Annotated in this window: 23 protein-coding genes; all 23 read right to left on the bottom strand. The window is 32.3% G+C overall.

Features of this window, described 5'->3' with window-relative positions; translation table 11 throughout:
• Position 1: 1 nt before the first annotated feature.
• Positions 2–1,366: a DnaB-like helicase C-terminal domain-containing protein gene (locus tag VLM92_RS15480; RefSeq protein ID WP_325277220.1), complete on the bottom strand. Its 1,365-nt coding sequence runs from the start codon at positions 1,364–1,366 to the stop codon at positions 2–4.
• A gap of 15 nt (positions 1,367–1,381) precedes the next feature.
• Complete coding sequence (locus VLM92_RS15485; RefSeq protein ID WP_325277221.1) at positions 1,382–1,747, bottom strand: hypothetical protein; 366 nt, start codon at positions 1,745–1,747, stop codon at positions 1,382–1,384.
• Positions 1,728–2,324 (bottom strand): hypothetical protein, encoded by a 597-nt coding sequence (locus VLM92_RS15490; RefSeq protein ID WP_325277222.1) that lies wholly within the window; start codon positions 2,322–2,324, stop codon positions 1,728–1,730. Before VLM92_RS15490 ends, VLM92_RS15485 begins: the two co-directional genes overlap by 20 nt.
• 12 nt (positions 2,325–2,336) lie before the next feature.
• Positions 2,337–2,828 carry a hypothetical protein gene (locus VLM92_RS15495; RefSeq protein WP_325277223.1) on the bottom strand — a complete coding sequence of 164 codons (492 nt, stop codon included), beginning with the start codon at positions 2,826–2,828 and terminating at the stop codon, positions 2,337–2,339.
• Positions 2,829–2,857: 29 nt separating this feature from the next.
• The gene (locus VLM92_RS15500) at positions 2,858–3,085 is read right to left on the bottom strand and encodes a hypothetical protein (protein WP_325277224.1); all 228 of its coding nucleotides are present in this window, start codon (positions 3,083–3,085) and stop codon (positions 2,858–2,860) included.
• The gene (locus tag VLM92_RS15505) at positions 3,085–3,312 is read right to left on the bottom strand and encodes a hypothetical protein (protein ID WP_325277225.1); all 228 of its coding nucleotides are present in this window, start codon (positions 3,310–3,312) and stop codon (positions 3,085–3,087) included. The genes VLM92_RS15500 and VLM92_RS15505 overlap by 1 nt, the downstream gene beginning before the upstream one ends.
• The gene (locus VLM92_RS15510; RefSeq protein ID WP_325277226.1) at positions 3,309–3,512 is read right to left on the bottom strand and encodes a hypothetical protein; all 204 of its coding nucleotides are present in this window, start codon (positions 3,510–3,512) and stop codon (positions 3,309–3,311) included. Before VLM92_RS15510 ends, VLM92_RS15505 begins: the two co-directional genes overlap by 4 nt.
• On the bottom strand, positions 3,509–3,772 hold the full coding sequence (locus tag VLM92_RS15515; RefSeq protein WP_325277227.1) for a hypothetical protein: 264 nt from the start codon (positions 3,770–3,772) through the stop codon (positions 3,509–3,511). The genes VLM92_RS15510 and VLM92_RS15515 overlap by 4 nt, the downstream gene beginning before the upstream one ends.
• The gene (locus tag VLM92_RS15520) at positions 3,772–4,068 is read right to left on the bottom strand and encodes a hypothetical protein (RefSeq protein WP_325277228.1); all 297 of its coding nucleotides are present in this window, start codon (positions 4,066–4,068) and stop codon (positions 3,772–3,774) included. The genes VLM92_RS15515 and VLM92_RS15520 overlap by 1 nt, the downstream gene beginning before the upstream one ends.
• Complete coding sequence (locus tag VLM92_RS15525) at positions 4,049–4,306, bottom strand: hypothetical protein (RefSeq protein ID WP_325277229.1); 258 nt, start codon at positions 4,304–4,306, stop codon at positions 4,049–4,051. Before VLM92_RS15525 ends, VLM92_RS15520 begins: the two co-directional genes overlap by 20 nt.
• Positions 4,287–4,478 (bottom strand): hypothetical protein, encoded by a 192-nt coding sequence (locus VLM92_RS15530; RefSeq protein ID WP_325277230.1) that lies wholly within the window; start codon positions 4,476–4,478, stop codon positions 4,287–4,289. The genes VLM92_RS15525 and VLM92_RS15530 overlap by 20 nt, the downstream gene beginning before the upstream one ends.
• 24 nt (positions 4,479–4,502) lie before the next feature.
• Positions 4,503–4,712 (bottom strand): hypothetical protein, encoded by a 210-nt coding sequence (locus VLM92_RS15535; protein ID WP_325277231.1) that lies wholly within the window; start codon positions 4,710–4,712, stop codon positions 4,503–4,505.
• 1 nt (position 4,713) lies between these two features.
• Complete coding sequence (locus tag VLM92_RS15540; RefSeq protein ID WP_325277232.1) at positions 4,714–5,388, bottom strand: ThiF family adenylyltransferase; 675 nt, start codon at positions 5,386–5,388, stop codon at positions 4,714–4,716.
• Between the two features lie 69 nt (positions 5,389–5,457).
• The gene (locus VLM92_RS15545) at positions 5,458–6,531 is read right to left on the bottom strand and encodes a hypothetical protein (protein ID WP_325277233.1); all 1,074 of its coding nucleotides are present in this window, start codon (positions 6,529–6,531) and stop codon (positions 5,458–5,460) included.
• Positions 6,532–6,555: 24 nt separating this feature from the next.
• Positions 6,556–6,699: a hypothetical protein gene (locus tag VLM92_RS15550; RefSeq protein ID WP_325277234.1), complete on the bottom strand. Its 144-nt coding sequence runs from the start codon at positions 6,697–6,699 to the stop codon at positions 6,556–6,558.
• 10 nt (positions 6,700–6,709) lie between these two features.
• On the bottom strand, positions 6,710–8,257 hold the full coding sequence (locus VLM92_RS15555; protein WP_325277235.1) for a hypothetical protein: 1,548 nt from the start codon (positions 8,255–8,257) through the stop codon (positions 6,710–6,712).
• Between the two features lie 153 nt (positions 8,258–8,410).
• On the bottom strand, positions 8,411–8,578 hold the full coding sequence (locus tag VLM92_RS15560) for a hypothetical protein (protein ID WP_325277236.1): 168 nt from the start codon (positions 8,576–8,578) through the stop codon (positions 8,411–8,413).
• A gap of 221 nt (positions 8,579–8,799) precedes the next feature.
• Entirely contained in the window at positions 8,800–9,423 is a 624-nt protein-coding gene (locus VLM92_RS15565; protein ID WP_325277237.1) for a hypothetical protein, read from the bottom strand.
• A gap of 623 nt (positions 9,424–10,046) precedes the next feature.
• Entirely contained in the window at positions 10,047–11,267 is a 1,221-nt protein-coding gene (locus VLM92_RS15570) for a hypothetical protein (RefSeq protein ID WP_325277238.1), read from the bottom strand.
• A gap of 153 nt (positions 11,268–11,420) precedes the next feature.
• Positions 11,421–11,843, bottom strand: a complete 423-nt coding sequence (locus VLM92_RS15575) for a single-stranded DNA-binding protein (RefSeq protein ID WP_325277239.1) — start codon at positions 11,841–11,843, stop codon at positions 11,421–11,423.
• A gap of 113 nt (positions 11,844–11,956) precedes the next feature.
• Positions 11,957–12,550, bottom strand: a complete 594-nt coding sequence (locus tag VLM92_RS15580) for a hypothetical protein (protein ID WP_325277240.1) — start codon at positions 12,548–12,550, stop codon at positions 11,957–11,959.
• 78 nt (positions 12,551–12,628) lie between these two features.
• Positions 12,629–12,994 carry a hypothetical protein gene (locus VLM92_RS15585; protein ID WP_325277241.1) on the bottom strand — a complete coding sequence of 122 codons (366 nt, stop codon included), beginning with the start codon at positions 12,992–12,994 and terminating at the stop codon, positions 12,629–12,631.
• 51 nt (positions 12,995–13,045) lie between these two features.
• Positions 13,046–13,300: a hypothetical protein gene (locus VLM92_RS15590; protein WP_325277242.1), complete on the bottom strand. Its 255-nt coding sequence runs from the start codon at positions 13,298–13,300 to the stop codon at positions 13,046–13,048.
• Between the last annotated feature and the right edge of the window lie 1,051 nt (positions 13,301–14,351).

The raw sequence follows: 14,351 nt of genomic DNA on the forward strand, positions 1-14,351 counted from the left end.
ATCAACACTCCCTCATAGACATAATAGAGTTATCAAATTGTAGGTTTATAGGTGCAACTCCACTTTGTCCATTTCTTTGGAAAGCAATAAGTAACTGCCTATTACCTGCCGATATACCTTGTTTAGCAATTTGTTCATCAGATTTAACATATAAGAATATAAGTTTAGTAGCAAGTTGTAATATCCTATCAGAACCACCTACATTGTTTGCAGATTTCTCTGTACCCGTACTATCACTTCTGTTTTCTTGACAAGCTGTATAAACTGGTATTTGTAATATACCTGCTATATCCTTTAATGTTGATGTGAAGAAACCTAATGCTTGGTATTCTTTTACTGCTTGTAAACTGCCACTAGCAGTTGCAGGTACTTTTATATAATCAAAGAACATTGCTTGTATATTATATTTGTGCCTATATTGTTTAGTAAGTGCAGTAACCTTTTCTGCATTAAAGTTAGGCATATATATGTGGTAATAAGGCGCATCTTCAATCTTCTTAGTAGCCTCTTTTATTTTCTTTAACTTGTCTACTGCTTTACCACTTGCAGTATCACAGGCAAACATACCACTCATTATTTCTTTATGTGGAACACCACTTACCATAGAAAGCAGTCTATCCTCTTGTTCTTCCTTAGACATTTCCGTATCAAAATATAATACAGGAAGTCCATCTTCTATTGCTAATTTCTTTGCTATCGTTGATAGGATTACGGATTTACCACATTTTGCTCTAGCGCAAAATACAATTAAATCACCTGGTTGCCCACCATTTGTGTAATAGTCAAATGTAGTAAGTCCACTTTCAAGACCTGGTATCTCAGATGGATTATCCATACGTGCTTGTAATCTTTCTTCTAAACCATCACCCATCTTACTTACACCTGAGCTATTACCTGATGCTCTCATTGATAAGTCCGTAACTCTACCTTCAAGTGATGCAACAAGTTCACTAGGGTTTAAAGTTTTACTCTCATCAGATAACATTTTATCTTTTGTTGATTCGCATAAATCATATATTTTACGCCTCGTATAAGTCTGTTTTAACTTCTCACAAAGGATTCTAAGGTTACTTCTATCTATATCCATATAACCTATATCATCAATATAAGAAAGCCCCCCAAGGTCATTTATAGCCTTTTTAGCATCCTCATTTGTTATTACTTCCATTATAGTTGTAGAAGTAGGTTTAGCACCTTTGTTATATAAATATAACATTGTATTATATATATATCTGTTACCATCTATTGTAAAATGCTCTGCAAAAACTTCATTTGTTTCAACGTTTAATATCTCATCAGTGTTTTGCATACATATAGCAAGTATTGAACGCTCAACAGAAGGTGCTTTTATTTCATGTATCTCCATATTTAGCTCCCCTATCTATTTAAATAGGCTTTCGTCATAATTAACTTTCACATTGTTAATCTTCTTTTTATTGCCTATTATTTTTATGTCTGTCGGAATGGTTGCGATAGGTTGGTTTTCTATATCCGACAATATTTTATCTATATCCTCTATTACAGTTAATACATATCCAAAACTGTAAATTCCTTTCGGTGGTAAATGTTTAAAAATATATTCCATTACTTCTTTGATTCGTTCTAATGTGTAACCACGTTTTGTTAGCGTTTTTATTTGTGCTATTGTAACTTTAAAAATGTGGCTATCATACTTTATACCACTGTTGTCGTAAAAATACGTAGCCACATCTTTCATTGTTATTTTCTTAGACCTCGAATTGCTCATCTTCTCCGCTTACTTCTGTTTTATTATTGCCAAATACGTCAGTTGGTGATTGACCTTCCATTAACGCTAACATTTGCTCTTTAGTAGGTGGTGTAAATTGTTTTATTAAATCAGGTAATTCACCTGTTTCCTTATTAAACGCAGTTGGAGCACATGGTATTAAAGTATAAGTAGTATTAGTTTTCTCACCTATTCTTTTAACCTTTATGTTGTAAGTACCTATATCTCCTATTTCTGTATGGAAACTAAATAATTGTTCAAAGAATGCCTTACCTTGTTCTAATATCTCAACTTGCTCAGTTTTAAAATTATATATTACCATAGCAAATTTCTTTGATGTGCTAAATTTAGGGTCTACTCCTTGTGATTTTGCTAATTCCCTAGCATCACATATTGGACAACCTTTCCCTAAACAAGTTACTGAACGTTTTGCAGATGGTATAAAATGCGACCATCTTACTGTCGGTTCATTTGTTAAACATCTTATTTCTGTTATTTCACCTGCGTTAAACTTCGTAAAATTAGTTTTGTTTCCTGCATTATCGTCTTGTAATGCTCCCCAACCTGTGTTATTCATAATTAAATCCTCCTAAGTTATTTTTTTATATTTTAATAATAAATTTATAAAACACTTTTCATCATAACCACACCTTATACGGTTACGATAAGTGTTATTAACTTTTTTATTTATGAACTTATTGTCCATATTTGCTACGTAAGTATAGCACGTTACAGGTTCTTTTTCTATGTATTTTAATTGTGCAAAATCTATTATGGTATCAAAGTGAATAGGTGTAACTTCCACTTTCTGCCTGTGCATATAATCCATTGTATGGTTTTTTCTTAAACTTGTCAATGAACAACCCATAATTCCATCCAACGTTCTCATGTAAAATTGAGCCTCATCAAGTAAAAAGAAAGCTCCATATATTCTATCATCACTCCACTTATGTTTCTTTGATGTGAACTCATCAAGTGCTATATAATTATCCTCAATCCTATATAGTTTCCCCTCTATGTAACCAAATGATATGAATGTAAATGGTAGTTTACTTTTTTCTTGCCATTTATCGCTTAACATATAGTTGTACATAAAGATTAATTGTTTCATTAGACTTCATTATCCTCTCTTGCATTTATTAAACATTGTTCCACCATCCACCAACCATCTATATAATAAATAATTCTATTTGGTTTCACTTCTGATTTGGATATAACAAATTCTTCGTCACATCTTCTTAAAAATCTTGATGTACAACCGTTTCGTGTGAAATCTCCACTTCTTGCACTAGGGTTTATTCGCACCCTATCTCCTTTTTTAAATTTAGGTTTTTCCATTAGATTTCGTTATCCTCCTTTATTCTCATTAAACACTTCTCAAGTATCCACCAACCATCTATATAATATGTTGGCTGACCTTTACTAATACCTCTTTTTTCTATTTTAAGTGGTTCATATAGTAGTTTCATAAAACTAGTACAACAACTATTTTCTTTAAAATCTTCACGTGTTGCACATGGATTTATAAAAACTTTTTCATCTATTTCAAATTTATGCTTTATCATATCTCATTAACCTCCTTATACAAATCAAGTTTCTGCCACTCCAAGAGTAAATCACAACCACCTAAATCCTTTTTATCCGTTCTACATACGTGATTGTCGCGACCTATTATCTCAGTTATTGTCGCTACTACTCCGTTGTATGCAGGTGTTGATGCACGCTTAACTATAATTACATCTCCTACTTTAAATGGATTTTTCATATTTCATTCACTTCTCTGTCTGTTTTTGTTAACATCTTAGGTGACCACACTATGCCATATACCTCATTTAATTCTATTCGTATAGCTCCATTTTGCAAGTATCTTTTACTTTTAACTGTATACATTTTACCTACGTGTTTTTTACGTTTTCCACCTACTATTAAATCATCTATCTTCCAAGATGTTTCTACGTTATTTCCTATTATGACCGTATCGCCTTCTTTGATTTGTCTATGTTCATAGTTATAATACATTGCCATTATACTTCATTTTCCTCCTTTAAAACAAACATATCTGCTGACCAACTCCAACTATTGCCTTTAAGAAAATATTTATAAACATCTGTATTTTCATCATTAAGTCCGCGTGTTTTAGTCTTAACAACATCTTTTATTTCAACTGTTCTACTTGCATACCTAAGCATAACTTCATTAACACCAAACAATGCCCAATCTTTTATTTTATTCAAATCTTTTCTTATCTCAACTTTATCGCCTTCATTGAATAATTTTGTTGTATTATTTCTTATTCTTTCTTCAAGTGTTGGTATGTTCATTTTCTTTCAACCTTTCTTTACACATTTTAACTATCTCTTTCCAATCAAATCTACGTTTAATACCCATTCTAACAAGGTATTTGTTTACAGTAACATGTGATGTTCCCAATATATCTGCTATATCTTCTGCACTCTTCATATCAACAATATAAAGCTTATGAAGTATAGATTCTAAAGGAGCGTTAAAACGCCCCTCAATCTCTTTTGCAACCTTACCTTTATAATCCAAAGCTTTCATCGCACAACACCGACTTCACCTTATTAATTGCACCAACAAAAGTAACATCCTTATCAAGACTATCTAATATTACTGTATTCTTTGATGTGAATTCAAGCGCAATACCTGTATCACCAAATCTCATTTCAACAGCAACTAAATTACCTAATTCACTTGTTCCTACTATAATCATATTTTTCTTCCCCCTATTTATTGATTATATTTCGTTTTCTTCTTTATCTTTTATAAAGTGTGAAACTCCATGTCCACCACCATATTCTTCTAAGCTTACATGTAAATCATCTCTAAATTCAGTTATAGTTCCTACATCACCAACCACCATGCCTCCAAATTCTCCATCTATTCTTCTTACCTTATCACCTATTTCTAATAACGTTCCATTTGCATCCCTTAATCTTGTTTCCATCTTATTTCCACTCCTGCGTTAATATGTAATTATTTTCAAACTCTATCATAGTTTCTTGATGATTAGGCACTTCATTGATATGGTTAAGTAACTTCCATATAGCTTGTGACGTGATGCCTATTGCGGTGCATAAAACTGTTTGAGATACACCACAAGCAGATACCTCTGCCTCTGCATCATCGTATAGCGTTTCTTCATATCTCTTTATTTGAGCCATATCATTAGGATTTATAGCGTACACACGACCTACTCTTAAATCCATGCGTGTTTCTATCACAAGTTCTATTGCAGGGTTAAGCTTTAAACTCTTCATCCATATATCTTTACGTGACTTCATACTATCTGTTAATACAAACACTACACCTGCTAATCTTTCTCCACCTTGTAGTTTTTGATTATGCGCTTTAACTATGTTGCCCGTTGCATTCATCACGTTCTTTTGAACTGCCATAGCTTTGTTAGTATCTATATCTTCTATGTTAAATGCTTGATTAGGTAAATTATGCTCTCCTACTGTATCAAAATCATATATATTTATATTTTCAAATCCCATCTTAGCAAGTCCTAATGCTATCCAAGAACCTGTTGCACCTGCTCCTATGATATTTATTGGTTTGTTCTTTTCCTTCTCCACATCTAATATATTCATTTGTCTTGAGTAATTTTCAACCTTCATCTTGTTTACCATCCTTTATTATTTGATTTGTTATTTAGGGTGCAACCTATTAAATCACACCCTTTTACATTATTTATTGTTTATAAACCCACTACAACTGTATTGTTCATTATACGTTTTTTTATATTCAATGCATAATTCCTTAAACTTGTCACAAGTTTTAAACGTTATTTCTTCACCAAATTCCTCGCTTATAAAATTACTTACACCAACTGTAGTCATTGTTGTCACATCAAATATATCATCAACACTTAAAAAACCTTCAAGTGCAACAACATCCATACTCATCCAAGCTATAAGTATTTTATCTTCTATACTTCCTACACCTGCGTATATATCATTGCTTTCTGCACTATCTACCACGCTTATTTGATTTGTTGTTACGTTTGTTTTTTTTTTATTTTGTTGAGTATTTTTATTACCATATGCTTTATCCCACCAACTATCATAAGCTCCACTTGTGTACCCATTATAGGCAACTGCATTTGCATATGTTGTTGCATGTCTGATTTTTGATACCTTATCTTTGATTTCTTGTGTGATACTGGGAGTATCTATATTAGGTTGTTTTAAAGTGTTCATGTGGGCTTGTAAAGCATTTATTTGTTGTTGTAAGTCGTAAATCTCTGCGTTATCATAATATGTAACCCACTTAACATCTTTATATGATAATCCTTTTATATAATCATATAATGTAAATTCCATTTCACCTTTTTTATTTGCTATAACACGTACAAAGAAATCATGTCCACAATCTTTAAATACATTCATTTGGGTATTATCTTGACCTGATGGTGTAACCCCCATATTAACGTGCGAGTGTCCCCACAATTTCATATCATTCCAAGTATCTATTCCATTTGGTTGCATCAATATCTCATTTGCAAAATCTGTTAAACCTTCTGTTGTTATTTCGCAAGTAGTAGAGTGCACCTGTTGTTTGAACAGGTGTACATCCTTTATTAAATAATCATTACCTTGTTTAATTACTTCTCCTAACCAACCTATCTCGTCATTACATCCATCAACGTATGCTCTCATCTTCCCTAATGAGTTCACATCAACATATATTATTGGGTCTAACCCAGTTATTATCTCAACCTTAGTTTGTGCAGTTCTTCTTTCATTAAATAAAGTTTTCATCTTCTTATTCTCCTTTTTGATATGTTATTTTTTTTCTAAACTTAGTATTGCAGTTATAATCGCAAGAAAGCCACAAAATATCGTTGCCTCCATTTCACCTCTGTAATAATTAGCAATCATTATAGCCGTGTCAATGTAACATGCAACTTTAAAACCTATGTTGTTCATTTTTTATCACCTATAATCTTTCTTCTCTTGTTTTCATACAACCTTCACATAATTCAAGTAATATGCCTGTGTTTTCTACCCAAGATATACTCTCACCCATATCAAGGATTTTACCACAATCATCACATTTAGAACCTGCTACCACCACTTCTTGTTGAACTCCTTCTTCATCTGTTCCATTGTCAACTTCTTCATCAACCTCTTCGCTGGGCATACAACTTGGACAATATGGCTTATCATCATGGTATTCTACACAATTATCACACATTACTTTTCCACAAGCCGAACATATTCTTTTATTTCTCATATCTTCGCTCTCTTCATCACATTCTAAACAAGTAAATATGTGTTGTGCGTAATGCTCGTCACAATAATAAGTGTCATTTTCACCGTGCCATTCACCACAATTTTCACATAAATAACCATCACAATCACCACATCTTCTGTAATCATCTTCATCTAAATTTATTTCATCTCCACATTGTTTACACCTAACACTTGTACTATATGGGTTATCACTACCATCAACCATTTCCCAATTACGTATGTATTTACCTGCACTATCGTCTATATTAAATGTTTGTAAGAAGTTAACAAGCATAGTAAATAATGCGTATATTTCATTTGATGAGCAAAGGTCTGCAAGCGTTGAAGACACATTACCTAAGCAAGCCTCACCTGTTCTACCATTTACATGTGGGTGAGGGTCATTAGTTGACCAATAACTTTTGTGACTCCTAGTTCTATCCAAACCTTCAAATTTAATTCTACTACTACTTAATTTAACTGTTATTTTAAATTTATTACCTTTAAACACGTTTTCCATATTGCTTGGGTCATATATATCTATGTGGTTGGTTGTAAATACCAAATCATCATTAACTATTTCCAAATCAACGAAGTTTTTATGTGTAATAAGCATTTCTAATTCACTTATAAAACTCTTGTCTTTAGTTCTTTTCACCAAATCTTCTAATTGTGTTCCATATTTTTTAACATTATTTAATGTTCTAGTTAGCTTTTCTCTAAATTCAATGGCTTTTTTTTGCTCTTCATCAAATTTATACTTTAAATCATCTATATCTCTTTTACTATCGTTTGCTATTTTTATTAAATTCTCACTTATAGCATTTATTCTCTCGCTAAATGGTGGCATTACAAATGATATAATTTGTATATTTGTTATAAACTCATCATCTATTACACGTGGATGTTCTTTTTTAACACCATCGACTATTATGTCACCTCTAAAACCAAACACCTTGCCTTTTCTACCACCACGTTTGGCATCTTCTTCACTTCTATCTCTTTCTATACAACCATTTATATGTAATAACTTATCTTTTAAAACGCTCATATCTTCTGAGAATCTAAATCCTCCACCTATTGTTCCAACTTCTACTTCTTCTTTGATTTGAGCAAATACCATTATATCATTGTTTCTTTCATTCAATACACCTTTTATCATATCAGGTGTAACATCTGTTACTATTTCACCTATTAAATTCTTCTCAATGTTTCCTCTTAATAATTTTATTTCTTGTTCTATACTTGTCATTTGCAAGTACCTCCTCTATGTTTTGTTAATTAAGCAACTTATGTGCTTTAAAAAATACACCACCAATTAAAGTGGAGCGATGTGTCCCCCATGGTATGTAATTTGGTATGTTGTGGTGTAAAAATTAAAACACATAAATATGTGTTAGCTCTTTTATAAATAGCACCCAAGCAATCTTTTTTGATAAATTAAATCATCTAATGTTTCTTTATCATAATCTTCGCCTTTTTGATATGATGATTCTACACATTTAACTACTTCTTCATCTATTTCTTTAATTGCACCATTTAAAAAATTGTTTATTATTTCTCTTTCATCCACCTATATTACCTCCTAATTTTATAACTTAAAACCCAGGTCAACGATATATACATAAATTAATGGGGTAAGGAGTATATATAAATGGGGTGTTGACCTAAGTTTTAAACTATAAAAAGGTGAAGGGCAAGTGTACCACCACCTGTACCCTTCAAAAAGTTTATATAAATATACGTGTATTAGTGTAAAAAAATAAGTGTAAATAAATGTTACTTAACTGTTAATTACTTATTACCTTTTATTAGTTTACTTTGAACGATTAAATTACAAGTACCTACTGTTTGATGTGATTCTACCTTTTCACCATCCCTTCTTAATTCATAACCTGATAATAACTCTATACCTGCTATTTCAAATACTTGTGCTATTGTTTCAGTTCCTTCTACTGCAATCTCAACTAATCTTCCAGGCATAGTACCCACCTTAACTGTGTGGGTATTACCTTTTATTAATTTAGTTGCAACAACTAAGTTTCCTGTTACTGTTGTAGATAAATCAACCTTTTCTCCATCCATTCTAACTTCATATCCTAATGGTATCTCTATGCCTGCTAATGCAAATACATCTTGAACCGATTCTCCACCTTGTAAAGCCAATTCAACCAACCTACCTGGCATCATTCCAACCTTTACTGTTGATGAATTACCTTTTATCATCTTTGTAGCAACTACTAAATTACCTGTAATTATTGTATCCATAGCAACTTTCTCTCCATCCATTCTTACTTCGTAACCACTTGGTATTTCTATTCCTGCTATTTCAAATACTTGTGCTACGTTTGTTGCATCTTCAACTGCTACTTCTACTAATCTACCTGGCATCATTCCTACTTTAACTGTTCTCATCATTTCAATTTCCTCCTTATGTGAGTATGTTTCATACCCACTACCATTAATATTTTTTTAATAAATTTTATGTAAACATCTTATTGATGTGATTACCGCCTAAATTTAAGTGTACATTGTAATTATTTAAAAAACAACTTATTTCTTTTTTTCTTTTTATTTTTTAATTAATTACACCCAAATAGATGATATTAAAATGTATACCGTACTAGGAACGACAAGCTAAGGTACTGTCAAGGAAATAAGGCTATGAGAATAAGTAGAGTATATGAAAGAAGAGCACAAAGTACGTGTATACGAAGATATGCATTTAAACAAAGAAAAACCTGTAAAACGTGGAAAGGAGATAAGGGTAGATACGAAGTATAGCATGGGATACCTATAAAACGCATTTAAAACGTATTCTAAACGTGTATAACGTGAAATAGGTGTAAATACATGATATAAAAGTATGAACAAAAAATCGAAGGCGTTTACGCCTTCCTAGGTTTTACTTCAATAAAAGAAAAACGTGTTCTTTGCGTTTTTCCTCCTTTGCTTTTAAATGTTTTTAAAATGGTTTAATATACAAATAAAAAAAGGGTGAATCCAAGCCTTTTCAGACCTAGATTCACCCTTTATCCTTTTTATAGTGATGGATATACTAATTCTATTATATCTTCATGTTGTTGTAATACATAATCTCTAGCCAGTGCACCTAATCTTATTCCTTGTTGTATCTTTTGTCTAATCATTTTAACTAGCTTATCTCTATTCTCATCAACATCTTCTTTGATGTGAGAACCACTTGTTTGAGTTATATTTAAGTATGGTAATAAAGCCTCTAAATCCTCATCATCTTGGTATCTTTCACCTAATGCAGACCAAGTTGTGTGTATAAACTTTAATAACCTCTTAGTTTCTACTGCATCTTTATTACTTTCACGCATGTTTTCATATGTGAACTCATTTGCTTTATATTCTTTAACCTCTATTATATCTCCATTATCAAGTCTTACCATTTTACGATTACTGTATGCACTTTCTTGTGCTATATTATTTCTTCTTATTCTTTCATTCAACTCATTTACCACCTTATCATAGTTTCTAAGGTCAATGTACATTAAATGTATTGGAGATGCTTTATCTGTTTCGCCCAATTGAGTATATAGATTTCTTAAAGTATTTCTTTGAAGTGGAGTAAGCATTCTACCTTGGTATTGTTGTTTGTATGTATAGAAGAATTGTAAGAATGATGATGCATCTTCATTATTCATTCTATCCATTATTTCCTTATCAAACGAAGGTAGTATCTTACCGTTTACAGGGTCTATATGAGCATCAAGTTTTATTCCTCTTGAATATAACCCTTCATACACCTCAGGTATTAGTGCTATACCTTTTATTTGTCTAACTTGTTCACTATTTGCAGGTTGCATTTGATATATTGCAGTACACTTTTGGAAAAACTCATCAATGCAACTTCTTTCATGTATTCTAGGGTATAATTCCATCTTAATTTTAAGATAAGTTGATGTACTCATCTTCCTCATACCCTCAATATTTTTGATAAGCTCTTTTCTTTGTGAAACTGTTGAATATTTTTCCTTTAAAACATCTATTATCAATTGAACTCTATCTCTTGAACACTTACCTAACAAGAAAACAATTTGCTCCTTAGACATTGGTACTCCTGCTCTATCATAATAACAAGGCATAAGTGTGCTTGTTATCATCTTTTCACTTGGTACATTTCTTGATTCTTCTATTTCTATTTTAAGCAGAGTTTTTATTGTAGCATCAATATCTTTTCTAGCAGATGTATTTATATTATTTAAAGTTATCATTTCTTTAGTTAAGTTTTTCATTTGTCTTATCTCCTATTGACATATCCCCATCATTATGTCTTACCATTTTGTTTTTTTATTTTATGTTAGTTTAATATATTTCAAAGAGAAGGTGTACCCCTACACCCTCTCAAAACCTCTGTTCCCCAACAGATTGTGTATTATTTGATGTGCCTAGAAAGGACAATCATCAAAATTTACTTCGTTAAACATCTCTTCACCATCTAATTGTTCAAATGTTGGTTTAAATGTTTCTGTTTGTGGTGCAACTTCTTTTTTCTTACTATCTAAGAACTGAACTCTATCAGCGTTTATTCTAAATGATGTACGCTTAGAACCATCTTGAGCTTGATATTTATCAACTCTTATACTACCATCTACTGCAACCATAGCGCCTTTACCAATGTAGTTAGCACAATTCTCTGCACTTTTACCCCATGCTTGCACATCAATGAAATCTGTTTCTTTTTTACCATTTTTACCTGTAAACTCTCTATCTATTGCTAATGAAAAGTTTGCAACTGGTGTTCCTGTTCCTGCTATAAATCTTAATTCTACATCCTTAGTTAATCTTCCTACTAATACAACCTTATTCATAATAATTTCCTCCTTTGATAAGTTCGACCACTTATCACCATATGTTTTGTTTTGTTAGGTTAAGAACCTAATTACGCTCACATCCCCGATATGAGCACTATAGATTATCAACCTTATGCCATGGCTAAGTTTCTAGCCTTGTTAAGTGTTATACCAATGTATTCTATTTGAATTGGATTAAGAGTTTTTATAAAGTTGATTTGCTTAGTAGTCATTTCAACACCTGTTCTTAACTCATAATTCTTTATAATACCTTGTATTTGTTTGTTAGATACAAACTTAGGTGTTTCTTCACCTTTTTCAACCATTTGTGCATACTTTAAAGCACCTTGTTTAACTGCATAATGTATAGCACCATCAATCTTTAATTTGTGTGCATAAAGTGATAATAACTCTTTATCATCTTCTTTATCAGATGCTATGTCATATTCTTCATCTAACTTATTTTCTAACTCAACTATCATTTCTTCTGCTACAACTATTTCTGTATGTAATTCATTAGCATCTTCTACTAAGCCTGATTCTAAACAATTTTCCATATTCTCATGCATATCTATTACCTCACCTTTTAAAGTATTTATTTGAGTTTCAACCATTTCCTTATTTAATTCATTCATATCAACAACCTCCATAGTATTTGTATTATTGTTTGCACCTTCAACCTTTATATTTTCTAACGCCTCAAAACTATTTTTTCTCTTAGCCATAACGACTACCTCCTAATTAATTTAATATTTATACTTATAACACAACACCCTTTAGGGTGTAAAAAAGGGAAAAGGTCTTTATTCCCTTAATACGATTTCCTCGTAACTTACGTCTATACCATGTTCTTTATACGTGTTGTTAACCTGATTTATCATATCTTCAACAGTTATATTTGATATGTCAAATCCAATAGGGTTACAAACCCTATCCACATCAATAGAAATATCACGTGCCCTTTGAACCTTAGTAAATAAATCATATTCCCTATCCATCGTTTCGATACGTTGTCTAAGTAATGCATAGTCCAATCTCTTTTCCTCAAGCCTTTCTAAACGTTTAGCTTGTCTTTCTTGTATCTCTTTGATATGTTTCATATCCCTATCTTGCTTAACCATTCCAACCAATATTAACCCTAATAATACTACTAATAATATATTAAACATCTGTTTATCCCCCTATAATTTTATAATTTTATTTAACAACCAAAGACCTACCTAAAAAGGTAGTTCATTTTTTTCAAATATTTTATTACATCTTTCACAATAGTACCAAGTTAAATTAAATTCTTCCCAAGTACAAGGTGTTGCAGTTGTTTTTTCAACTACTAAGCCACAATGGTCACACGTAACCATTTCAAATTCTTCAACCTCAAAATAACCTTGAGAATGTTCTGAATTACCTTCTAACTCACAAACAGGCATAACACATACTGCACACTCATCAACTAATATACTTTCTAATTTAAACATAATAAAACCATCCTTTTAATAATAATTTATACCACATACACAACACGCTATGCGTGTTATAAAAGGGAGAAGGTGTTTTAATATGTGCTCTCACCGACATACATTTCTATTGATAAGTAGCATTTAGATGTGTATAAATGATATGTTGATTATGTTTTATGAACGAAGTGAATAAAACCTAGACCTTTAGGTCTTAATACACTACGTGAATAGTGTTACAAAAAGTATTTCATAACATGTAATTTGATGTGGAGAGAGAGTGTACACAACGTGTTTTTATGGTGAAATAAGGTATAATACATGTTCAAAGGTAGTCAAAACAATTTAAAACCTATGCAAAATCATAGGGCGTTAGCCCTACGCACACGCCGAAGGCAAGGGCGTACCTTACGCAACAACACGCTACCATACCTTCCAACAAGCTTTGTAACGTGTAGGAGTAGTACGCAGTACTGCGACTAAACGCCGAAGGCGCAGGTATATAACGTACACAACATGTACCAAACAAGTTATAAACGTGATAAGAAGGTGTAGTAAACGCAGTGCGGGATTGGGTGCAACCCAAGGTCTTAACGTACTTAGCGAAGGGAAAGTGGAACGAATGTGACATCTTTGCCGAAGCGTGATATAACAAGTAAACCACGTGTACAACATGCAGTAATGGTGTTAAAATGTTTTTGCCAATACGCTTTGTGCGTATGTATCGCATATGATATGTGTAAAAGGTATTGAGCGTGTATTGCCACGCAGTGCCACCCAACACCACCCTACCCAGGGTGCAATACGGGACTCCGTATTCACACATACTGTGTGTGTGTGTTGTGTTGTGGGGGGGTGGTAGAGGCACACCTGCCTTATGGTGGTAGACACGCACTTATGCTCCAAATTACCAAAGAGTAAATACACCCTCCCCAGGGTGCAAAAGTAGGTTCACTGTGTACCGAAGTACCTATAACCGACCTGCCGAAATATATATTACAGGTAATTTCCGAATCAAAACACGTAAATAGCCGATATATATTTATTGATATGTTTTGGCTTTAGCCAACAA

The sequence above is a fragment of the Romboutsia sp. genome (assembly GCF_035470145.1).
In the GTDB taxonomy this organism is placed as follows: domain Bacteria; phylum Bacillota; class Clostridia; order Peptostreptococcales; family Peptostreptococcaceae; genus Romboutsia_D.